Source organism: Photobacterium sp. TY1-4 (assembly GCF_025398175.1).
Classification (GTDB): Bacteria; Pseudomonadota; Gammaproteobacteria; order Enterobacterales; family Vibrionaceae; genus Photobacterium.
The window spans coordinates 14,220-38,058 of the sequence record NZ_CP099734.1 but is presented as its reverse complement, the minus strand read 5'-3'; the positions used below and the strand labels follow the sequence as shown (position 1 = coordinate 38,058).

The following is a 23,839-nucleotide window of genomic DNA, read 5'->3' as shown; positions in this document are numbered from 1 at the left end:
GTGATATATTAACAATCACTACTTGCATTTATTGCAACATGGATGAGCAATGGATATTAAGCATCTCAATTATTTTCTGCATTTGTGTGACAGCCGGAACTTCAGCAAAACGGCTACCGCAGTCCATATCAGCCCTTCGGCACTGAGCCGCATTATTCAGCGGCTGGAAGATGAGATCGGTCAGGCGCTGTTTATCCGCAATAATAAAGCCGTGAGCCTGACCCCAGCCGGTGAAACCTTGCTCCCGGTTGCGATGCAGATCGTCTCAGACTGGCAAACCATCAAGACAACATTGCGTGATGATGAAGCCTTGCTCAAAGGCAAGCTGACGCTGTTCTGCTCCGTCACCGCCAGTTACAGTCACCTGCCCGACCTCCTGGCACGGTTTCGCCAGCAGTATCCCAACATCGAAATTCAGCTGATCACCGGCGACCCGGCCCAGGCCATTGAAAAGGTGTTAGATGGCAGTGCAGACATCGCCATCGCTGCGAAAGAAGACAGAATGGCGGCCTCCCTGGTCTTCAAGCCCATCGACAGCGTCTCCCTGTCCGTGATCGCGCCAAAGTTTAACCCGACCGGGACGAGTTTCGTCGGCGAGCACGTCAACTGGGCCAACACGCCCTTGATCCTGCCGGAGTCCGGCACCGCCCGGACCCTGGCCAACCAATGGCTGGCAGCCAAACATATCCGACCGAATATTTACGCCCAGATTGCCGGCCATGAAGCGATTGTCAGTATGGTGGCGCTCGGATATGGCATCGGGGTAGCCCCTGACGTAGTGATCGATAACAGCCCGGTGAAAGATAAGGTCGAACGCCTGAAATCCGAATCGATTGCTGCGATGGAGCTGGGACTGTGTTGCCTGAAAAATCGAGCCACAGAGCCCCTGACGCAAGCAATGCTGGCACTCATTGATTAACGCGCCGTCATCGGCCGTACGAGACCAAGAGACCAAAGGGCTCGGGGGAGCGTTAAACGCAAAAAAGCCTCGCTATTTCTAGTGAGGCTTTCTAAGAGGTGGCGGAACGGCCGGGGTCGCGCACGACCGGGATTCAAGCCGAAGGCTCGTGAGTGTCCATTCCAGATCTAACAAACGATAAAAAGCCCCGCTATTTCTAGCGCAATGCAGTTCACTTAAGGGGAGCTGCATGGCGATTAACCGGGTAGCGGGTCTTTGATATCTTAACTGCCCTGGGCCTAGATGGCCTGGGGCGATTTTCCTTGAAGAGCACTGACAGGTCCCCCCGTAGTGCCTTTAGCCTCTTGGGCGTGTTTCCCGGTGACAGTGCCTTACTCATTACCCTGAGCTGACTTGCAATAAACTGGCAGGCGTACTTGAAGCTTATTTCTGTGGGGGCTCTGTCATGCGCCACAGCCGCCTGGCTTGCCTCTCTCCTGACCAGGTTGTAGCCGAGAAGCAACCCCCATAACTCTTGATAAACCAGCTCGACCGTTTTGCTCCGCAAGGTAAGAGAATTGTGCTGCATGGAGCTCTTTATATCGCGGTAGCCCAGTTCAATCTCCCAGCGTTCGTGGTATAGGGTGGCAACCTGCTCGGCGCTGTACATCTCTCTTGGCAGGGAGGTGAAAACCGTTTTCTCTTTCCCGTCTACCTCATAGGTGACTGCCCGTACCTGCCATTTCTCAGGAAGGGTCGGATTCTTCTTTCTCGCTTGGGGCGAGACCTTCATCTCGATAAGGTTGTCATTGGTTTCCTCCTCGTCGAGAAGTGTGTATACCACGCCTTTTTTAGCAGGAATAAGCCAATGTCGGTTTGCCCCGCTGGCAGAGATGCCCAGCAACAGGCTTGCTCCGTAAAATCCCTTATCCAGCAAAGTCACCGAGTTATCCGGCAGCGAGTTGATAAAGGGTTGGGCCAGCGGTATTTCACCTCGGCGATAAGGGCTGATATCGGCATCAATGATGATATGGGAACGCACGTTCATCATGGTGACAAGACGGAGTACAGGGTAAGGTGTCTGGCGCTTTCCGGATGTGTTTCCCGAACCGAAGTGTTCGCGAAGCCCGGGGGTATCCGGGGTCCTGAACAGAGCCCCATCAACAGCAAAAACCTGAAGTTTATTCCAGCTGTCTTCCGGGTACCTTTCTTTACCCCATACCTGAGCACACTGTTTGAACAGCCATTTAGGCGCTTCCTTTCCCAGTCGCTGACGGGCTTGTGTCAGAGCACTCTTGGCCAGGAGTTCCTCGTTTGCCAACCCTTCGGCACAGACATTCATACGGCGGGCCACTTCAGCTATAGGCTCATTGCGGAAAAAGGCCATACCGACAATAAGCCAGAGCACCATATCACTGGGGAGCCGTCTTCGTCTGATGGTTGCCTGAGTCGATAAAGATGTAGCTCTGGCAACCCACTCGTCGGGAACGTGTTCAGAGAAAGTGGTCAGCTGGGAGATATCGACAGGAGACTCTTCAAGAAAATCTGTGAGTGCGGAAGCTAAGGGCATAAAAAAACCGGAAACCAGTAAATGATTTCCGATTTTGACGCATCAGAAGGATCAGTCAACCGATCCTTAACTGATCAGCATTGCGCTATTTCTAGCGGGGCTTTCTAATAAGTGGCGGAGCGGCTGGGCCGGCACTCCGGCGGGACTCGAACCCGCGCCCCCGGCATGACAGGCCGCTCTGCTCTCAAGATAGATAGGCAAGGTAAATAGGCTAACCAACTGAACTACCGCTCTTGTACTGCACATACAAAAAATCCCCAGCATTGCTGCTAGGGACTTAATGATTGGCGGAGTGGACGGGACTCGAACCCGCGACCCCCGGCGTGACAGGCCGGTATTCTAACCAACTGAACTACCACTCCGCACTAAATTGGAAGCCTGGCGATGTCCTACTCTCACATGGGGAGGCCCCACACTACCATCGGCGCTGCTGCGTTTCACTGCTGAGTTCGGCATGGGATCAGGTGGGTCCGCAACGCTATGGTCGCCAAGCAAATTCGACGTGAAGGGATTCACGAATATCGCGATGCCATGAATGGCAAAGAGCGATGTGACCCTACACTAAATCTGGAAAAGTTAACTAGTTTCTCAAACACTGCATTCAAGTGCTCGTGGAGTCCGTAAAACCCCTTGGGTGTTGTATGGTTAAGCCGCACGGGCAATTAGTACAGGTTAGCTCAACGCCTCACAGCGCTTACACACCCTGCCTATCAACGTCGTAGTCTACGACAACCCTTCAGAAGGCTTAAAGCCTTAGGGATGACTCATCTTGAGGCTCGCTTCCCGCTTAGATGCTTTCAGCGGTTATCGATTCCGAACTTAGCTACCGGGCAATGCGTCTGGCGACACAACCCGAACACCAGCGGTTCGTCCACTCCGGTCCTCTCGTACTAGGAGCAGCCCCTCTCAATCATCCAACGCCCACGGCAGATAGGGACCGAACTGTCTCACGACGTTCTAAACCCAGCTCGCGTACCACTTTAAATGGCGAACAGCCATACCCTTGGGACCGACTTCAGCCCCAGGATGTGATGAGCCGACATCGAGGTGCCAAACACCGCCGTCGATATGAACTCTTGGGCGGTATCAGCCTGTTATCCCCGGAGTACCTTTTATCCGTTGAGCGATGGCCCTTCCATTCAGAACCACCGGATCACTATGACCTGCTTTCGCACCTGCTCGAACCGTCATTCTCGCAGTCAAGCGGGCTTATGCCATTGCACTAACCTCACGATGTCCGACCGTGATTAGCCCACCTTCGTGCTCCTCCGTTACGCTTTGGGAGGAGACCGCCCCAGTCAAACTACCCACCAGGCACTGTCCGCACCCCCGATAAGGGGGCGACGTTAGAACATCAACACTACAAGGGTGGTATTTCAAGGACGGCTCCACAGATACTGGCGTACCTGCTTCGAAGCCTCCCACCTATCCTACACATGTAGGGTCAATGTTCAGTGCCAAGCTGTAGTAAAGGTTCACGGGGTCTTTCCGTCTAGCCGCGGGTACGCAGCATCTTCACTGCGATTTCAATTTCACTGAGTCTCGGGTGGAGACAGCGTGGCCATCATTACGCCATTCGTGCAGGTCGGAACTTACCCGACAAGGAATTTCGCTACCTTAGGACCGTTATAGTTACGGCCGCCGTTTACCGGGGCTTCGATCAAGAGCTTCTCCGAAGATAACCCCATCAATTAACCTTCCGGCACCGGGCAGGCGTCACACCGTATACGTCATCTTTCGATTTTGCACAGTGCTGTGTTTTTAATAAACAGTTGCAGCCACCTGGTATCTGCGACTCTCAATAGCTCCATCCGCGAGGGACTTCACCGTCAAGAGCGTACCTTCTCCCGAAGTTACGGTACCATTTTGCCTAGTTCCTTCACCCGAGTTCTCTCAAGCGCCTTGGTATTCTCTACCCGACCACCTGTGTCGGTTTGGGGTACGATTCCTTACTATCTGAAGCTTAGAGGCTTTTCCCGGAAGCATGGCATCAATGACTTCAGTGCCGTAGCACCTCGACATCGGGTCTCAGCCTTAAGATGGTCCGGATTTGCCTAAACCATCAGCCTACACCCTTGAACCTGGACAACCGTCGCCAGGCCCACCTAGCCTTCTCCGTCCCCCCATCGCAATAGTAAGAAGTACGGGAATATTAACCCGTTTCCCATCGACTACGCCTTTCGGCCTCGCCTTAGGGGTCGACTCACCCTGCCCCGATTAACGTTGGACAGGAACCCTTGGTCTTCCGGCGAGGAGGTTTTTCACCCCCTTTATCGTTACTCATGTCAGCATTCGCACTTCTGATACCTCCAGCAGCCCTTACAGACCACCTTCAACAGCTTACAGAACGCTCCCCTACCCAATGTAGTAAACTACATTGCCGCAGCTTCGGTGTATCGCTTAGCCCCGTTAAATCTTCCGCGCAGGCCGACTCGACCAGTGAGCTATTACGCTTTCTTTAAATGATGGCTGCTTCTAAGCCAACATCCTGGCTGTCTGAGCCTTCCCACATCGTTTCCCACTTAGCGATAACTTTGGGACCTTAGCTGGCGGTCTGGGTTGTTTCCCTCTCCACGACGGACGTTAGCACCCGCCGTGTGTCTCCCGGATAGTACTTACTGGTATTCGGAGTTTGCAAAGGGTTGGTAAGTCGGGATGACCCCCTAGCCTTAACAGTGCTCTACCCCCAGTAGTATTCGTCCGAGGCGCTACCTAAATAGCTTTCGGGGAGAACCAGCTATCTCCAGGTTTGATTGGCCTTTCACCCCTAGCCACAAGTCATCCGCTAATTTTTCAACATTAGTCGGTTCGGTCCTCCAGTGCGTGTTACCGCACCTTCAACCTGCCCATGGCTAGATCACCTGGTTTCGGGTCTAATCCCAGCAACTGCACGCCCAGTTAAGACTCGGTTTCCCTACGGCTCCCCTAGATGGTTAACCTTGCTACTGAAATTAAGTCGCTGACCCATTATACAAAAGGTACGCAGTCACACCACGAAGGTGCTCCTACTGCTTGTACGTACACGGTTTCAGGTTCTATTTCACTCCCCTCACAGGGGTTCTTTTCGCCTTTCCCTCACGGTACTGGTTCACTATCGGTCAGTCAGGAGTATTTAGCCTTGGAGGATGGTCCCCCCATCTTCAGACAAGATAACACGTGTCCCGTCCTACTCGTTTTCACTGATAAGATGTTACCGGTTACGGGGCTATCACCCTGTATCGCTGAGCTTTCCAGCTCATTCACCTGACATCAAACCAACTTAAGGGCTAATCCGGTTTCGCTCGCCGCTACTGCCGGAATCTCGGTTGATTTCTCTTCCTCGGGGTACTTAGATGTTTCAGTTCCCCCGGTTCGCCTCATTAAGCTATGTATTCACTTAATGATAACTGCTTCTGCAGCTGGGTTTCCCCATTCGGAAATCGCAGACTCAAGTGGCTCTTACTGCCTCATCTGCGCTTATCGCAAGTTAGTACGTCCTTCATCGCCTCTGACTGCCCAGGCATCCACCGTGTACGCTTAGTCACTTAACCATACAACCCCAAAGGGTCTGTATCGTAAACAACCAAGGTTTCCATCTGAGTAAAAGATGGAATTGTTTGTTTTGCCGGACTCTTTGTCTGTCTTCACTTTGAAAAGTGAAAGCAAACTTACACAAGACACTTGAATGTGTATTGCTTGAGAACTCGTTTCACCTTGCGGTGAAACAATAATTTCGATTCCTAAAAATCGAATTACTAGTCAGCTTTCCAGATTGTTAAAGAGCATAACGCACAAAGCGTTAATCAATAACTGACGTTATTGATTAGCGCTTTCGCGAGTTCTAAAACCATTTCACCAAGCAATCTGTGTGGACACTGCATCAAACAATGTGTCATATCGTTAAGGAGGTGATCCAGCCCCAGGTTCCCCTAGGGCTACCTTGTTACGACTTCACCCCAGTCATGAACCACACCGTGGTAAACGCCCTCCCGAAGGTTAAGCTATCTACTTCTGGTGCAGCCCACTCCCATGGTGTGACGGGCGGTGTGTACAAGGCCCGGGAACGTATTCACCGTGGCATTCTGATCCACGATTACTAGCGATTCCGACTTCATGGAGTCGAGTTGCAGACTCCAATCCGGACTACGACGCACTTTTTGGGATTCGCTCACTATCGCTAGCTTGCAGCCCTCTGTATGCGCCATTGTAGCACGTGTGTAGCCCTACTCGTAAGGGCCATGATGACTTGACGTCGTCCCCACCTTCCTCCGGTTTATCACCGGCAGTCTCCCTGGAGTTCCCACCCGAAGTGCTGGCAAACAAGGATAAGGGTTGCGCTCGTTGCGGGACTTAACCCAACATTTCACAACACGAGCTGACGACAGCCATGCAGCACCTGTCTCAGAGTTCCCGAAGGCACCAATCCATCTCTGGAAAGTTCTCTGGATGTCAAGAGTAGGTAAGGTTCTTCGCGTTGCATCGAATTAAACCACATGCTCCACCGCTTGTGCGGGCCCCCGTCAATTCATTTGAGTTTTAATCTTGCGACCGTACTCCCCAGGCGGTCTACTTAACGCGTTAGCTCCGAAAGCCAGTGTTCAAGACACCAACCTCCAAGTAGACATCGTTTACGGCGTGGACTACCAGGGTATCTAATCCTGTTTGCTCCCCACGCTTTCGCATCTGAGCGTCAGTCTTTGTCCAGGGGGCCGCCTTCGCCACCGGTATTCCTTCAGATCTCTACGCATTTCACCGCTACACCTGAAATTCTACCCCCCTCTACAAGACTCTAGCCTGCCAGTTCCAAATGCGATTCCGAGGTTGAGCCCCGGGCTTTCACATCTGGCTTAACAAGCCGCCTGCATGCGCTTTACGCCCAGTAATTCCGATTAACGCTCGCACCCTCCGTATTACCGCGGCTGCTGGCACGGAGTTAGCCGGTGCTTCTTCTGTCGCTAACGTCAAACAACTAAGCTATTAACTTAGCCGCCTTCCTCACGACTGAAAGTGCTTTACAACCCGAAGGCCTTCTTCACACACGCGGCATGGCTGCATCAGGGTTTCCCCCATTGTGCAATATTCCCCACTGCTGCCTCCCGTAGGAGTCTGGACCGTGTCTCAGTTCCAGTGTGGCTGATCATCCTCTCAGACCAGCTAGGGATCGTCGCCTAGGTGAGCCGTTACCCCACCTACTAGCTAATCCCACCTGGGCCAATCTTAGCGCGAGAGGCCCGAAGGTCCCCCTCTTTGCTCCCATCTCGCAAAAGACAGGAGATTATGCGGTATTAGCCATCGTTTCCAATGGTTATCCCCCACACTAAGGCATGTTCCCAGGCATTACTCACCCGTCCGCCGCTCGCCGCCCAACAAATCACCCGAAGGGTCAATGTTGTCGCTGCCGCTCGACTTGCATGTGTTAGGCCTGCCGCCAGCGTTCAATCTGAGCCATGATCAAACTCTTCAATTAAAGTTTTGGTGTTTCCGAAGAAACGGCTCAGTGATTACTGATTTCTTGCCGCCGCTTTTAAAAAAGCAGAAGCAAAAATAAATTGACTGTGCTGATACCGAAGTATCAATTTGGTCACTCAGCTCACTGATAAGTCTTTTTGACTATCATTTCACGAGTGCCCACACAGATTGCATGGTCAAATTGTTAAAGAACGTTGACTTTCAATGCCTTGGCGCTGTGCGCTTCAGCAAGTCAGGAGGCGTATAATACGCGTTTCTGATATCCAGTCAAGACAAAATTTTCATCTTTTTTCGCGGTTGGCGAAAAAGTAAAAACCTTCTGTTGACGTCGCTCACATTGCAATCAGTCGGAGCGAAAGAAATGCCCGCTGTACCCAGCGGGCTTCCTATAAATCAAAGCCTGGCGATGTCCTACTCTCACATGGGGAGGCCCCACACTACCATCGGCGCTGCTGCGTTTCACTACTGAGTTCGGCATGGGATCAGGTGGGTCCGCAACGCTATGGTCGCCAAGCAAATTCGACGTGAAGGGATTCACTAATATCGCGATGCCATGGATGGCAAGGAGCGATGTGACCCTACACTAAATCTGGAAAAGTTAACTAGTTTCTCAAACACTGCATTCAAGTGCTCGTGGAGTCCGTAAAACCCCTTGGGTGTTGTATGGTTAAGCCGCACGGGCAATTAGTACAGGTTAGCTCAACGCCTCACAGCGCTTACACACCCTGCCTATCAACGTCGTCGTCTACGACAACCCTTCAGAAGGCTTAAAGCCTTAGGGATGACTCATCTTGAGGCTCGCTTCCCGCTTAGATGCTTTCAGCGGTTATCGATTCCGAACTTAGCTACCGGGCAATGCGTCTGGCGACACAACCCGAACACCAGCGGTTCGTCCACTCCGGTCCTCTCGTACTAGGAGCAGCCCCTCTCAATCATCCAACGCCCACGGCAGATAGGGACCGAACTGTCTCACGACGTTCTAAACCCAGCTCGCGTACCACTTTAAATGGCGAACAGCCATACCCTTGGGACCGACTTCAGCCCCAGGATGTGATGAGCCGACATCGAGGTGCCAAACACCGCCGTCGATATGAACTCTTGGGCGGTATCAGCCTGTTATCCCCGGAGTACCTTTTATCCGTTGAGCGATGGCCCTTCCATTCAGAACCACCGGATCACTATGACCTGCTTTCGCACCTGCTCGAACCGTCATTCTCGCAGTCAAGCGGGCTTATGCCATTGCACTAACCTCACGATGTCCGACCGTGATTAGCCCACCTTCGTGCTCCTCCGTTACGCTTTGGGAGGAGACCGCCCCAGTCAAACTACCCACCAGGCACTGTCCGCACCCCCGATAAGGGGGCGACGTTAGAACATCAACACTACAAGGGTGGTATTTCAAGGACGGCTCCACAGATACTGGCGTACCTGCTTCGAAGCCTCCCACCTATCCTACACATGTAGGGTCAATGTTCAGTGCCAAGCTGTAGTAAAGGTTCACGGGGTCTTTCCGTCTAGCCGCGGGTACGCAGCATCTTCACTGCGATTTCAATTTCACTGAGTCTCGGGTGGAGACAGCGTGGCCATCATTACGCCATTCGTGCAGGTCGGAACTTACCCGACAAGGAATTTCGCTACCTTAGGACCGTTATAGTTACGGCCGCCGTTTACCGGGGCTTCGATCAAGAGCTTCTCCGAAGATAACCCCATCAATTAACCTTCCGGCACCGGGCAGGCGTCACACCGTATACGTCATCTTTCGATTTTGCACAGTGCTGTGTTTTTAATAAACAGTTGCAGCCACCTGGTATCTGCGACTCTCAATAGCTCCATCCGCGAGGGACTTCACCGTCAAGAGCGTACCTTCTCCCGAAGTTACGGTACCATTTTGCCTAGTTCCTTCACCCGAGTTCTCTCAAGCGCCTTGGTATTCTCTACCCGACCACCTGTGTCGGTTTGGGGTACGATTCCTTACTATCTGAAGCTTAGAGGCTTTTCCCGGAAGCATGGCATCAATGACTTCACCGCCGTAGCAGCTCGACATCGGGTCTCAGCCTTGAGATGGTCCGGATTTGCCTAAACCATCAGCCTACACCCTTGAACCTGGACAACCGTCGCCAGGCCCACCTAGCCTTCTCCGTCCCCCCATCGCAATAGTAAGAAGTACGGGAATATTAACCCGTTTCCCATCGACTACGCCTTTCGGCCTCGCCTTAGGGGTCGACTCACCCTGCCCCGATTAACGTTGGACAGGAACCCTTGGTCTTCCGGCGAGGAGGTTTTTCACCCCCTTTATCGTTACTCATGTCAGCATTCGCACTTCTGATACCTCCAGCAGCCCTTACAGACCACCTTCAACAGCTTACAGAACGCTCCCCTACCCAATGTAGTAAACTACATTGCCGCAGCTTCGGTGTATCGCTTAGCCCCGTTAAATCTTCCGCGCAGGCCGACTCGACCAGTGAGCTATTACGCTTTCTTTAAATGATGGCTGCTTCTAAGCCAACATCCTGGCTGTCTGAGCCTTCCCACATCGTTTCCCACTTAGCGATAACTTTGGGACCTTAGCTGGCGGTCTGGGTTGTTTCCCTCTCCACGACGGACGTTAGCACCCGCCGTGTGTCTCCCGGATAGTACTTACTGGTATTCGGAGTTTGCAAAGGGTTGGTAAGTCGGGATGACCCCCTAGCCTTAACAGTGCTCTACCCCCAGTAGTATTCGTCCGAGGCGCTACCTAAATAGCTTTCGGGGAGAACCAGCTATCTCCAGGTTTGATTGGCCTTTCACCCCTAGCCACAAGTCATCCGCTAATTTTTCAACATTAGTCGGTTCGGTCCTCCAGTGCGTGTTACCGCACCTTCAACCTGCCCATGGCTAGATCACCTGGTTTCGGGTCTAATCCCAGCAACTGCACGCCCAGTTAAGACTCGGTTTCCCTACGGCTCCCCTAGATGGTTAACCTTGCTACTGAAATTAAGTCGCTGACCCATTATACAAAAGGTACGCAGTCACACCACGAAGGTGCTCCTACTGCTTGTACGTACACGGTTTCAGGTTCTATTTCACTCCCCTCACAGGGGTTCTTTTCGCCTTTCCCTCACGGTACTGGTTCACTATCGGTCAGTCAGGAGTATTTAGCCTTGGAGGATGGTCCCCCCATCTTCAGACAAGATAACACGTGTCCCGTCCTACTCGTTTTCACTGATAAGATGTTACCGGTTACGGGGCTATCACCCTGTATCGCTGAGCTTTCCAGCTCATTCACCTGACATCAAACCAACTTAAGGGCTAATCCGGTTTCGCTCGCCGCTACTGCCGGAATCTCGGTTGATTTCTCTTCCTCGGGGTACTTAGATGTTTCAGTTCCCCCGGTTCGCCTCATTAAGCTATGTATTCACTTAATGATAACTGCTTCTGCAGCTGGGTTTCCCCATTCGGAAATCGCAGACTCAAGTGGCTCTTACTGCCTCATCTGCGCTTATCGCAAGTTAGTACGTCCTTCATCGCCTCTGACTGCCCAGGCATCCACCGTGTACGCTTAGTCACTTAACCATACAACCCCAAAGGGTCTGTATCGTAAACAACCAAGGTTTCCATCTGAGTAAAAGATGGAATTGTTTGTTTTGCCGGACTCTTTGTCTGTCTTCACTTTGAAAAGTGAAAGCAAACTTACACAAGACACTTGAATGTGTATTGCTTGAGAACTCGTTTCACCTTGCGGTGAAACAATAATTTCGATTCCTAAAAATCGAATTACTAGTCAGCTTTCCAGATTGTTAAAGAGCATGTGTTGTTATCCCGAAGGAATAGACACTTTCTAACGACACTCGCAAGTGTGTTTAGAAAGTGGTGGAGCTAGGCGGGATCGAACCGCCGACCTCTTGCATGCCATGCAAGCGCTCTCCCAGCTGAGCTATAGCCCCATTATGTGGTGCTTTTTCTTTAGGCAAGGTCTCGTATTTCGACGTTTAGTTCGCTAAACGAGAAATGCGATAACGCAGCATAAAGGAAAAGTGGTGGGCGATACCGGGCTCGAACCAGTGACCCCCTCCTTGTAAGGGAGGTGCTCTCCCAACTGAGCTAATCGCCCACGGCTGTTTGTCTCCGCTTTTGAAAAAGCAGAAGCAAAACGGTTTTACATCCTTCGTGGAAAGATGGTGGGTCGTGCAGGATTCGAACCTGCGACCAATTGATTAAAAGTCAACTGCTCTACCAACTGAGCTAACGACCCGTGGCGTCCCATAGGGGAGTCGAACCCCTGTTACCGCCGTGAAAGGGCGGTGTCCTAGGCCTCTAGACGAATGGGACTTTGGTTTCTAAGTTTGGGCACTTAGAAAAACATGTTCTTTCTATTTCGACCAAGCAATCTGTGTGGACACTGCATCAAACAATGCGTCATATCGTTAAGGAGGTGATCCAGCCCCAGGTTCCCCTAGGGCTACCTTGTTACGACTTCACCCCAGTCATGAACCACACCGTGGTAAACGCCCTCCCGAAGGTTAAGCTATCTACTTCTGGTGCAGCCCACTCCCATGGTGTGACGGGCGGTGTGTACAAGGCCCGGGAACGTATTCACCGTGGCATTCTGATCCACGATTACTAGCGATTCCGACTTCATGGAGTCGAGTTGCAGACTCCAATCCGGACTACGACGCACTTTTTGGGATTCGCTCACTATCGCTAGCTTGCAGCCCTCTGTATGCGCCATTGTAGCACGTGTGTAGCCCTACTCGTAAGGGCCATGATGACTTGACGTCGTCCCCACCTTCCTCCGGTTTATCACCGGCAGTCTCCCTGGAGTTCCCACCCGAAGTGCTGGCAAACAAGGATAAGGGTTGCGCTCGTTGCGGGACTTAACCCAACATTTCACAACACGAGCTGACGACAGCCATGCAGCACCTGTCTCAGAGTTCCCGAAGGCACCAATCCATCTCTGGAAAGTTCTCTGGATGTCAAGAGTAGGTAAGGTTCTTCGCGTTGCATCGAATTAAACCACATGCTCCACCGCTTGTGCGGGCCCCCGTCAATTCATTTGAGTTTTAATCTTGCGACCGTACTCCCCAGGCGGTCTACTTAACGCGTTAGCTCCGAAAGCCAGTGTTCAAGACACCAACCTCCAAGTAGACATCGTTTACGGCGTGGACTACCAGGGTATCTAATCCTGTTTGCTCCCCACGCTTTCGCATCTGAGCGTCAGTCTTTGTCCAGGGGGCCGCCTTCGCCACCGGTATTCCTTCAGATCTCTACGCATTTCACCGCTACACCTGAAATTCTACCCCCCTCTACAAGACTCTAGCCTGCCAGTTCCAAATGCGATTCCGAGGTTGAGCCCCGGGCTTTCACATCTGGCTTAACAAGCCGCCTGCATGCGCTTTACGCCCAGTAATTCCGATTAACGCTCGCACCCTCCGTATTACCGCGGCTGCTGGCACGGAGTTAGCCGGTGCTTCTTCTGTCGCTAACGTCAAACAACTAAGCTATTAACTTAGCCGCCTTCCTCACGACTGAAAGTGCTTTACAACCCGAAGGCCTTCTTCACACACGCGGCATGGCTGCATCAGGGTTTCCCCCATTGTGCAATATTCCCCACTGCTGCCTCCCGTAGGAGTCTGGACCGTGTCTCAGTTCCAGTGTGGCTGATCATCCTCTCAGACCAGCTAGGGATCGTCGCCTAGGTGAGCCGTTACCCCACCTACTAGCTAATCCCACCTGGGCTAATCCTGACGCGAGAGGCCCGAAGGTCCCCCTCTTTGCTCCCATCTCGTAAAAGACAGGAGATTATGCGGTATTAGCCATCGTTTCCAATGGTTATCCCCCACATCAGGGCATATTCCCAGGCATTACTCACCCGTCCGCCGCTCGCCGCCCAACAAATCACCCGAAGGGTCAATGTTGTCGCTGCCGCTCGACTTGCATGTGTTAGGCCTGCCGCCAGCGTTCAATCTGAGCCATGATCAAACTCTTCAATTAAAGTTTTGGTGTTTCCGAAGAAACGGCTCAGTGATTACTGATTTCTTGCCGCCGCTTTTAAGAAAAGCAGAAGCAAAAATAAATTGACTGTGCTGATACCGAAGTATCAATTTGGTCACTCAGCTCACTGATAAATCTTTTGACTATCATTTCACGAGTGCCCACACAGATTGCATGGTCAAATTGTTAAAGAACTTGTTTTCACAACGTTTCTTGCGAACCGTTTTTCGTGACAACGGAGGCGCATTATAGGGAGATATTTTCCCGGCGCAAGGGGTTATTTTGATTTTTTTTATCAAAGGCCATCAAACGAACAAAAAACACCCAGAAGCGTGATAAATCGCACTTAAAACTGCTCAAAACGCTGCGCAAACTGCGAAACCTTGTCCCAGTCCGTATATTCCACTTCTTGCCGGGTATCCGTTTCTCCGCCGGTTAATCGCATAATGAACTGAATCATCACCCGATCAAACCAGCCGTATCGCGGGTAGCGCAAGGCGCCAGCAAATACTGCCTGTAGTTTGGGATGCCACGGCGACTTCTGCAGAAACTTCTTCATATAGACGCTGGTTTCCGGCGTATTCTTCCCTTCCTTGCGGGCCGTCAGATTGACGCAGAAAAAGCCGGCTTTATGCGTTTCTAAAGCTTTTTGGTGGATATCGATGAATTGATACAGTTTCTTATTCAGATGGCCATAGCGAATCGAGGCACCAATCAACACTTTCTGATAACCACTGAAGTCAATGTGCGGGAGCGTATTCAAATCCACCAGCTCACACTGGTATCCCTCACCGAGCACCTGCTCGATATGGCGAAGAATTTTCACCGTCTGCCCATCGCTACTTGAATGAAGAAGTAACACCTTTTCCATTCTCTCTCCTTAGTTACGCCAGAATGTCGGCGTAAATAACACCAATAATGTAAAGACTTCCAAACGACCAAACAGCATGGCTATCACCAATACCCACTTGGCCCCGTCATTAATCTCACCAAAATGAACCGCCACCTCGCCCAGCCCCGGACCGAGATTGTTGAGCGTCGCCGCCACCGCCGAAAAGGCCGTCAACTCATCCAGCCCCGTGGCGATCAGCGCCAACATACAAATCACAAACACCAGCGCGTAGGCGGAAAAGAAGCCCCAGACCGCATCCACCACCTGTTGCGGCAGCGCCTTGCGGCCCACTTTGATGGTGTAAACCGCGCGGGGGTGAACCAATCGCTTCAGTTCACGCTCGCCCTGCAGCATCAGCAGCAAAATTCGGATCACCTTAATCCCGCCCCCGGTCGAGCCGGCACAGCCGCCGATAAAAGAAGAGAACAGCAACAGGACCGGCAAAAACAGCGGCCACTCCGAGAAACTGGTGGTGGTAAAGCCGGCCGTGGTTGAAATCGACACCGTCTGGAACAGCGCCTGGTCGAACGTATCAAATGTCGACCCGTAAGACTGGTGCTTGATCAGCAAACCAAAGCAGATCAGGAACAGAATCAGCTGAATGCCGAGAAACGTCCGGAATTCCGGATCCCGCCAGTAGGTGCGCAGGTGTATCCCGCCATTGGCAAACGCAGCAAAATGCAGCGAGAAGTTACAGGCGGAGATCAGCAGAAACACAACCGTGATGAGGTTAATCGCCTGGCTGTTGAAATAGCCCATACTGGCATCGTGAGTCGAGAACCCCCCGATGGCGATGGTCGAAAAGCTATGTGAGATCGCGTCAAAGACCGTCATTCCGGCCAGCCAAAAGGCAACCGCACAACAGATGGTGAGCGTCAGATAGATGTACCACAGGGTTTTGGCGGTCTCCGCAATCCTGGGCGTCATTTTGGCATCTTTGACCGGCCCCGGAATTTCTGCCCGGTACAGCTGCATCCCCCCGATCCCCAGCACCGGCAAGATGGCAACCGCCAACACGATGATCCCCATACCACCGAACCACTGCAGCAACTGGCGATAAAACAAGATTGCCTTGGGCAACTCATCGAGCCCCACAATGACGGTGGCCCCCGTGGTGGTCAGCGCGGAAAAAGACTCAAAGAAAGAATCGGTGACGGATAAATCAGGGGTTTTCGATAGCAGAAACGGGATCGCCCCCGCGCTGCCGATCACCGTCCAGAACAAGACAACAATGACAAAACCGTCCCGGGCTTTCAGTTCACGACGGGAATGGCGGTTCGGCAACCAGAGCAGGCCGCCACCCGCTAATAATAAGCAGAACGTGACGACGAACGGAAAACCGGCCCCGTCACGGTAAATAAACGCCACCAGCGCCGGGGCCAGCATGGTGACACTGAAGAGGGCCAGCAACAGCCCGACGATTCTGATAATGGAACGAAATTGCATAGCCTACGCCGGCTCTCATCTGGTTATTCGGGTTATGATGTCGACACATGAGGTAACACAACCGGGCAGAGCTGCCCGCCGCTGCGGTTGGTCAGTTTGGCCATCAAGGCCGCCACGCAACGGCTATCCACTTCCATGGTCATCTCAATCTCTTGGCCAAAATCAGCACTGAGCTGACGACCGGCATACTCGGCGAGCAACGACTCCACCAGCGACAACTGATTATACGCACAGCGCAGGCGAAGTACCGAAGTGATTACTTTTTCTTTGGTTTGCAGCACAGTTAGCGCTTGCTGGACCCCGCCGCCATACGCTTTCACCAACCCGCCGGTGCCGAGTTTAATGCCACCGGAATAGCGGGTGACCACCGCGGTGATCTCACCGACGCCCGAGCCGCTCAGCTGCGCCAGGATAGGTTTGCCAGCCGTCCCCGACGGCTCGCCGTCATCACTGAAGCCCCACGACATCGAGTCCGACGGCCGTCTGGCCACAAAGCCCCAGCAGTTATGACGGGCATCACTGTGCTTGCTTTTGATCTGCTGTACGAACGCTTTGGCCGCCTCGATGCCCGGGGTATGCGCCAGGTAGGTAATAAAGCGGCTTTTCTTGATCTCTTCCTCAAATGTCACCGGCGCCGCCGGGACCGGATAAGGTTCCGATTCCATCTTTGTGATCACACTGCCAAGCGGAAAAAAATAATCGCTCAGGATAACACAACAAAGGCCTGAGCAAACTCACAATCCGGAATGCAACTTTCTTGCGCACCGGAAAAAGTTAAACATTTGTTTAAAATAAGTGTTGTAATTGTTTTTGGACGGGTTCAGACTATTCTTTAGCCTAACAACAGGTCAAACCAGTTAAATCAATTCGGCACAGAACCGGAATTCACGGAGATAGAACATGATTTACCAAGGTGAAACCCTATCCGTAAGCTATCTGGAAGATGGCATTGCGGAGCTTAACCTCAACGCCCCAGGCCCTATCAATAAGTTCGATTTAAAAACCCTGGAATGCTTCAACGAAGCCCTGAATGCCCTTTACCAACAGCCAGACCTCAAAGGCCTGCTGCTGACTTCGGCAAAAGATGCATTTGTTGTCGGTGCTGATATCAAAGAGTTTCTCGGCCTGTTTGCCAAACCTGCGGATGAGCTGTCGCAGTGGCTCACCTACGCCAATGACATTTTCAACAAACTGGAAGATTTGCCGGTCCCGACCCTGACCGCCATAAACGGCCATGCCCTGGGCGGCGGCTGCGAGTGTGTGCTGGCGACGGACTTCCGCCTGGCAGACAACACCGCCCGCATCGGCCTGCCGGAAACCAAATTGGGGATCATGCCCGGTTTCGGCGGTACCGTACGCCTGCCGCGCCTGATTGGCGCCGACTCCGCGATGGAAATTATTACGGCCGGTCAAGATAAGAAAGCCGCCGATGCCCTCAAGCTGGGGCTGGTCGATGGCGTCGTCGCGCCGGAAGCCCTGAAAGATGCCGCCCTGGCCATGCTCAAGGACGCCATTGCCGGCAAACTGAACTGGCAGCATCGCCGCGCGCAGAAGACAGCGCCGCTGACCCTGAACAAAATCGAAGCGATGATGAGCTTTACCATGGCCAAAGGCATGGTGAGCCAGGTCGCCGGTCCGCACTACCCGGCCCCGATCACCGCCGTGGTCACCATTGAAGAGGCAGCCCGTTGCAGCCGTGATGAAGCGCTGGCCATTGAAAACAAACACTTCGTCACCCTGGCCAAATCCGACGTTGCTAAAGCCCTGGTGGGAATTTTCCTCAACGACCAACTCCTCAAAGGCAAAGCCAAACAGGCCGCCAAAGCGGGGAAAGCGACCCAAAAAGCAGCCGTACTGGGTGCCGGGATCATGGGTGGCGGGATTGCCTACCAGTCCGCCCTCAAGGGCGTGCCGGTGCTGATGAAAGACATCGCCGATGCATCGCTGGATCTGGGGATGGGTGAAGCGGCCAAACTGCTCAACAAACAGCTTGAGCGCGGTCGCATCGACGGCCTGAAGATGGCCAAAGTGCTCTCGGCCATCCATCCGAGCCTGCACTACACCGGCATTGAAGCCACCGACGTAGTGGTCGAAGCGGTGGTCGAGAACCCGAAAGTCAAAGCAGCGGTCCTGGCCGAAGTTGAAGCTCAGGTCGGCGAAGACACCGTGATTGCCTCGAACACCTCCACCATTCCGATCAACCAGCTGGCCCAGGCACTGAAGCGCCCTGAAAACTTCTGCGGCATGCACTTCTTTAACCCGGTCCACCGGATGCCATTGGTCGAGATTATCCGCGGTGAACACACGTCGGAAGAAACCATTGCCCGTGTCGTGGCCTATGCCGCCAAGATGGGTAAATCTCCGATTGTCGTCAATGACTGTCCGGGATTCTTCGTCAACCGCGTCCTGTTCCCGTATTTCGCCGGTTTCAGCCTGCTGATGCGCGATGGCGCAGACTTCACCAAAATCGACAAAGTCATGGAGAAGCAGTTCGGCTGGCCGATGGGCCCGGCGTATCTGCTGGATGTGGTGGGGATCGATACCGCGCACCATGCGCAGGCCGTGATGGCCGAAGGCTTCCCGGATCGCATGGGCAAAGACTACCGTGACGCAGTCGATGTGATGTTTGACGCCGAACGTTTCGGTCAGAAGAACGGCAACGGTTTCTATGCCTACACCCTCGATCGCAAAGGCAAGCCGAAGAAAACCGTCGATCCGGCAACCGCCGACCTGCTGGCCCCGGTCGTCAGTGCCCCGGCAGAATTTGCAGCCGACGCCATCATTGCCCGGATGATGATCCCGATGGTCAACGAAGTCGTCCGCTGCCTGGAAGAAGGCATTATTGACAGCCCGGCAGAAGCCGATATGGCGCTGGTATATGGTCTGGGCTTCCCTCCGTTCCGTGGCGGTGTGTTCCGCTACCTCGACACCCAGGGACTGGCCAACTATGTCGCCATGGCCGAGCAATACGCGCATCTGGGCGCGGTCTATGAAGTGCCGGCCGGCCTGAAAGAGAAAGCCGCCAAGGGTGAAACCTACTACCACGTGCAGACCAACGCTTAAGGATGAGGGATAAGAAATGAATAACGTCGTAATTGTTGATTGTATCCGTACCCCGATGGGACGCTCGAAAGGCGGTGCGTTTCGCAACGTCAGAGCCGAGGATCTGTCTGCACACCTGATGCAGGGGCTGCTGGCCCGTAACCCGCAGGTCGATCCGGCCGCGATTGAAGATATTTACTGGGGCTGTGTGCAACAGACTCTGGAGCAAGGCTTTAACGTCGCCCGCAATGCTTCCCTGCTGGCCGGCATCCCGCACACCGTCGGCGCAACAACCGTCAACCGTCTGTGTGGCTCTTCGATGCAGGCCCTCCATGATGCCGCACGCACCATCATGGTCGGCGACGCTGAGATCTGCCTGATTGGCGGCGTGGAGCACATGGGCCACGTGCCGATGAACCACGGCGTCGATTTCCACCCGGGTCTGTCCAAGTCTGTCGCCAAGGCTGCCGGGATGATGGGCCTGACCGCGGAAATGCTAGGCCGGATGCACGGGATCAGCCGCGAGATGCAAGACAACTTCGCCGCCCGCTCCCACCAGCGCGCCTACGCAGCAACGCTGGAAGGACGCTTCAAGAATGAAATCCTGCCGACCGAAGGCCATGACGAAACCGGCGCGCTGAAGCTGTTCGATTATGATGAGGTCATTCGTCCGGAAACTACGGTCGAAACCCTGGCCGGCCTGCGTCCGGTCTTCGATCCGGTCAATGGCACCGTGACGGCCGGAACTTCCTCAGCGCTGTCTGACGGTGCTTCGGCGATGCTGGTAATGAGCGAAGCCAAGGCCAAAGCGCTGGGCCTGACCATCCGTGCCCGGATCAAATCGATGGCGATTGCCGGCTGCGATCCATCCATCATGGGTTACGGTCCGGTGCCGGCCACTCAGAAAGCCCTGCGACGGGCCGGCCTGACCATGGGCGACATCGATCTGGTCGAACTGAACGAAGCCTTTGCGGCCCAGTCGCTACCATGTGCCAAAGATCTCGGCCTGCTGGATCACGTCGATGAGAAAGTGAACCTCAACGGCGGCGCCATCGCCCTGGGTCACCCGCTGGGTTGCTCCGGCTCGCGGATCTCAACCACGCTGATCAACCTGATGGAGCATCAGGATGCTCAGTTCGGTCTGGCCACCATGTGTATCGGTTTAGGCCAGGGGATTGCCACCGTGTTCGAGCGCGTGGAATAAACCCAACTCAGTCGATGAAGCCCGCAACTGCGGGCTTTTTTGATCTGGGTTAACTATTTTTGATCTAGGTTAACTATGCACATGCCACATAGATCAGATGATTAAGTTTCATTTTTTTCATAGTTATTTGGCGTCTACACTCAAAGCCAATATAAGACGCTTGATAAACTCGGAGCATCCCTATGTTTAAAGCTTTGGTACTGAACCAGCAAGACAAACAAACCCTGGCCGCCGTTGAACAACTCGATGACAGCCAGCTGCCAGCAGGCAATGTCCTGATTGATGTCGACCACTCTTCCCTGAACTATAAAGACGGCCTGGCGATCACCGGTAAAGGAAAAATCATCCGCCAGTTTCCGATGGTGCCGGGCATTGATCTGGCGGGCACCGTAGTCGAATCGGAGGATGATCGCTACCAACCTGGCGATCAAGTCGTGCTGACCGGCTGGGGCGTCGGTGAAACCCACTGGGGTGGGATGGCAGAAAGAGCCCGCCTCAATGCCGACTGGCTGGTTCCGCTGCCGGAACACTTTGACGGCAAGCAGGCGATGATGGTCGGCACCGCCGGACTGACCGCGATGCTGTGCGTCCAGGCCCTGGTCGATGCCGGCATCACCCCGGAATCCGGCGAAATCCTGGTGACCGGTGCCAGCGGTGGCGTCGGCTCTGTCGCCGTCACCCTGCTGGCCCAACTGGGTTACTCGGTCGCAGCGGTGACCAGCCGGGCCGCAGAGAACGGTGAATGGCTCAAATCTCTGGGAGCCACCCGGATTGTCGAGCGCCACGAACTGGAAGAGCCGGCACGCCCGCTGGAGAAACAGCTCTGGGCTGGTGCCGTAGATACCGTCGGCAGCAAGGTGCTGGCCAAAGTCCTGGCTCAGATCGACTATCACGGTGCCGTCGCCGCCTGCGGCCTGGCGGGCGGATTCGACCTGCCGACTACCGTGATGCCGTTCATCCTGCGCAATGTGTCCCTGCTGGGCATCGATTCAGTAATGTGTCCGTTTGAGAAACGCCAACGCGCGTGGCAACGTCTGGGTGAGCTGCTGCCGGCGAGCTATTTCGAGCAGGCATGCCGTGAAGTGAGTTTAGAAGAGGTAGCTGAGTGCGCCGAAGCGATCACCAACGGCCAAATCACCGGACGCGTGGTGATCAAGCTGTAAACGAAGTCCCACAACCATCATCTCCATGACGACCTTGGCCAGCTTGATGCTGGCCTTTTTCGGTGCGTTCAGCCGGGGCCATCGGCCTGCTCGCAGGCAGTGTTCGACAGACCCATCTCATCAACGCGGCGGGCAATCAGCTTACCGCACTCTTCCTTGATCAACTCCCGCAACCAGATTTGCGCAGCCGAATGTTCACAGCGCGGATGCCAGATCAGGGAGTAGTCGAATGGCTCAAACGTGAACGGCAGCGGTTTGACCACCAGGTGGTGCTTTTCTGCCACCAAATAGGCCAGATCGGCCGGCACCGTCATAATCAGCGGCATAGTCTCGACCACCGCCAGGGCAGCTTCCAGGTGGTAGGCCCGCAGCGCCAATTTCCGCTCCGGGTAGCCGCGCAGCGCCTCATCAATCAGTGCCTTCACCCCGTCACTGATCGCGATCAGCGCATGGGGATAAGCCAGGTAATCGGCCATGGTTAACGCCCGCTCAGCCAGCGGATGCTGCTGCGACAACAGGCAAGACACCCCAACCCTGCCGAGGTGCGCCCGACGCAGCGGCGCAATCGGCCCGGTCGGACGGCAAATGGCCATATCGCAGCCATCGGTGGTGAGCTGCGTAAGAATATGATCATGTTGCAGGGGAGCAAACTCCAGCGAGAGATGCGGGGCTTCCTGATAAATTCGCGGTAAAGCAAACGGCAGGATGGTTTGCATTGCATAGTCGGTGGTGGCAATGACAAACTGCTGCTCGCAGACGTCGGGGCGAAAATCACTCGGCGTCAACAGGCTGCGCATCGCCTCCAGCGGCGCGTTCAGTTGCTCGCTCAGCTCCAGTGCCCGGTTGGTCGGGATCAGTCGTTGTCCCTGGCGGGTAAACAAGGGATCGCCCAATAGTTCACGTAGTCGCCCCAAGACCCGGCTCATCGCCGACTGGCTTAAATTCAGCCGTACCGCGGCTTTGCTGACACTGCCTTCTTCCACCAGCACCTGCAGGGCGACCAGTAAATTGAGATCGCGGCGATAGATATCTTCCAGCTCCATATCACACCTGTATCCACTGCTAAGCTGCCATTATCGCCCGACCCATAAAAAAAAACCCGCTATATAAGCGGGGAAGCCCAAGAAAACTGGGAGTGTAGTAGATGTGCAAATTCGTTAATTTTCTTCCTCGAGCTCGCTGGCATTGCTGAGCTCGAACCAAAGTCCTAGCGCGGCGGCAATCAGGCCCCCCAACGCGAAAATACTGGCATTGTCCGGTCCGCGGATCACAAGCGTGCAAAACGTAATGAAACACAACAGACAATAAATGGTTAAGCGATCCATCTGAGTCAACATAGTTCCTCCTAATCCTTGAGAAGACGAACGTTAATGACTTGTTAAATACGTTACACGCTTTCGTTTGATTTGCCAAGCGTTATTGATTAATTCTTATCCATAAGTATGATTTGAGGCTTCGAAACCACTCGTATGAATTATGACTGCAACTTTTGACAACCCGACCCACAGCCTGGAAGCCCTTGGACTGCGCTGTCCTGAGCCTGTAATGATGGTCCGTAAGACGGTTCGTAAGATGGCAGAAGGTGAAACCCTACTGATCACCGCAGATGATCCCTCAACCACCCGGGATATCCCGAGCTTTTGCCGCTTTATGGATCATACCCTGCTCGCCGCAGAAACCGATCAGCTCCCTTACCGGTACCTGATCCGCAAAGGCACTAACTAAAAAAGGCAGCTCCGAGAGCTGCCTTTTTTCTGTTTAACCTAATGTCCGGTCCAATTCTGGAACAACGCCCCACGTGGCGACCGTCAACCAAATGTATTACTGATCACGAGACGATTGCTTCGCACGCTCTAGCTCATGGCGCAGCTCGCGGATTTCCTTTTTCAGCGGCAACACATAGCGCAACCGCACCAAGGCGTCGACCGACAAGTAGGTCGTCACAATCGCCCCGACCACCATCGGCAACCACATATCCGTCAGCACCATCCCCAGAATATTGAGCGCCAGGGCGACATGAAACAACCAGAACTGGCTTTGGGGTGAAATTGCGAGAAAACGCGTCATAGCTTCCTCCACGTACAACTTATCGTTACTGGTTTCACCTTATCACGAGCCGGGTGAGCAGATTGCTGTTTGCTTCACAAATTGCAGCGCTGTCATCGGGTTGTCACCTCCAGGGCTTCGATTGGTGTTTCACGTGAAA

General features: G+C 53.7%; 12 protein-coding genes, 5 tRNA genes and 6 rRNA genes. 5 read left to right on the top strand and 18 right to left on the bottom strand.

The window, feature by feature from the left end; all coding sequences use genetic code 11:
• The first annotated feature begins 49 nt into the window (after positions 1-49).
• Positions 50-919, top strand: coding sequence for an HTH-type transcriptional activator IlvY (gene ilvY / locus NH461_RS00170; protein ID WP_261601370.1), 870 nt, complete (start codon positions 50-52; stop codon positions 917-919).
• A 211-nt stretch (positions 920-1,130) separates the two neighbouring features.
• On the opposite strand, the gene NH461_RS00165 is transcribed toward ilvY, so the two are convergent.
• The 15 genes from NH461_RS00165 to NH461_RS00095 form a co-directional block, all read right to left on the bottom strand.
• Entirely contained in the window at positions 1,131-2,468 is a 1,338-nt protein-coding gene (locus tag NH461_RS00165) for an IS4 family transposase (RefSeq protein ID WP_261600266.1), read from the bottom strand.
• 285 nt (positions 2,469-2,753) lie between these two features.
• Positions 2,754-2,830, bottom strand: a tRNA-Asp gene (locus tag NH461_RS00160).
• 14 nt (positions 2,831-2,844) lie between these two features.
• Positions 2,845-2,960, bottom strand: a 5S ribosomal RNA gene (rrf, locus tag NH461_RS00155).
• A gap of 149 nt (positions 2,961-3,109) precedes the next feature.
• Positions 3,110-5,998: ribosomal RNA gene (locus tag NH461_RS00150) — 23S ribosomal RNA — on the bottom strand.
• A gap of 350 nt (positions 5,999-6,348) precedes the next feature.
• Positions 6,349-7,914 (bottom strand): 16S ribosomal RNA (locus tag NH461_RS00145).
• A 400-nt stretch (positions 7,915-8,314) separates the two neighbouring features.
• Positions 8,315-8,430, bottom strand: a 5S ribosomal RNA gene (rrf, locus tag NH461_RS00140).
• A 149-nt stretch (positions 8,431-8,579) separates the two neighbouring features.
• A 23S ribosomal RNA gene (locus NH461_RS00135) occupies positions 8,580-11,468 on the bottom strand.
• A gap of 295 nt (positions 11,469-11,763) precedes the next feature.
• Positions 11,764-11,839: transfer RNA gene (locus tag NH461_RS00130), tRNA-Ala, on the bottom strand.
• A gap of 91 nt (positions 11,840-11,930) precedes the next feature.
• A tRNA-Val gene (locus NH461_RS00125) sits at positions 11,931-12,006 on the bottom strand.
• Between the two features lie 65 nt (positions 12,007-12,071).
• Positions 12,072-12,147: transfer RNA gene (locus tag NH461_RS00120), tRNA-Lys, on the bottom strand.
• Between the two features lies 1 nt (position 12,148).
• A tRNA-Glu gene (locus tag NH461_RS00115) sits at positions 12,149-12,224 on the bottom strand.
• A 96-nt stretch (positions 12,225-12,320) separates the two neighbouring features.
• A 16S ribosomal RNA gene (locus NH461_RS00110) occupies positions 12,321-13,886 on the bottom strand.
• Together the 16S, 23S and 5S rRNA genes with 5 tRNA genes alongside form the textbook arrangement of a ribosomal RNA operon.
• Positions 13,887-14,232: 346 nt before the next feature.
• On the bottom strand, positions 14,233-14,757 hold the full coding sequence (gene hemG, locus NH461_RS00105) for a menaquinone-dependent protoporphyrinogen IX dehydrogenase (RefSeq protein WP_261601369.1): 525 nt from the start codon (positions 14,755-14,757) through the stop codon (positions 14,233-14,235).
• A gap of 9 nt (positions 14,758-14,766) precedes the next feature.
• The gene (locus tag NH461_RS00100) at positions 14,767-16,224 is read right to left on the bottom strand and encodes a TrkH family potassium uptake protein (protein ID WP_261601368.1); all 1,458 of its coding nucleotides are present in this window, start codon (positions 16,222-16,224) and stop codon (positions 14,767-14,769) included.
• A 32-nt stretch (positions 16,225-16,256) separates the two neighbouring features.
• Positions 16,257-16,889, bottom strand: a complete 633-nt coding sequence (locus tag NH461_RS00095; protein WP_261601367.1) for a YigZ family protein — start codon at positions 16,887-16,889, stop codon at positions 16,257-16,259.
• 235 nt (positions 16,890-17,124) lie between these two features.
• Between NH461_RS00095 and fadB the strand changes: the two genes are divergently transcribed.
• From fadB to NH461_RS00080, 3 genes are all read left to right on the top strand, one after another.
• A complete protein-coding gene (gene fadB, locus NH461_RS00090) occupies positions 17,125-19,287 on the top strand; it encodes a fatty acid oxidation complex subunit alpha FadB (RefSeq protein WP_261601366.1) in 2,163 nt (720 codons plus the stop codon).
• Positions 19,288-19,303: 16 nt separating this feature from the next.
• Complete coding sequence (fadA, locus tag NH461_RS00085) at positions 19,304-20,470, top strand: acetyl-CoA C-acyltransferase FadA (protein ID WP_261601365.1); 1,167 nt, start codon at positions 19,304-19,306, stop codon at positions 20,468-20,470.
• 182 nt (positions 20,471-20,652) lie between these two features.
• On the top strand, positions 20,653-21,633 hold the full coding sequence (locus tag NH461_RS00080; RefSeq protein ID WP_261601364.1) for an MDR family oxidoreductase: 981 nt from the start codon (positions 20,653-20,655) through the stop codon (positions 21,631-21,633).
• Between the two features lie 68 nt (positions 21,634-21,701).
• Here the strand turns inward: NH461_RS00080 and NH461_RS00075 are convergent, their stop codons facing one another.
• Positions 21,702-22,676, bottom strand: a complete 975-nt coding sequence (locus NH461_RS00075) for a LysR family transcriptional regulator (RefSeq protein ID WP_261601363.1) — start codon at positions 22,674-22,676, stop codon at positions 21,702-21,704.
• Between the two features lie 114 nt (positions 22,677-22,790).
• Positions 22,791-22,970 (bottom strand): hypothetical protein, encoded by a 180-nt coding sequence (locus tag NH461_RS00070; RefSeq protein ID WP_261601362.1) that lies wholly within the window; start codon positions 22,968-22,970, stop codon positions 22,791-22,793.
• 139 nt (positions 22,971-23,109) lie between these two features.
• Between NH461_RS00070 and tusA the strand changes: the two genes are divergently transcribed.
• A complete protein-coding gene (gene tusA, locus NH461_RS00065) occupies positions 23,110-23,358 on the top strand; it encodes a sulfurtransferase TusA (RefSeq protein WP_261601361.1) in 249 nt (82 codons plus the stop codon).
• Positions 23,359-23,454: 96 nt separating this feature from the next.
• Here tusA and NH461_RS00060 read toward each other — a convergent pair whose 3' ends face one another.
• Entirely contained in the window at positions 23,455-23,700 is a 246-nt protein-coding gene (locus NH461_RS00060; RefSeq protein WP_261601360.1) for a hypothetical protein, read from the bottom strand.
• Between the last annotated feature and the right edge of the window lie 139 nt (positions 23,701-23,839).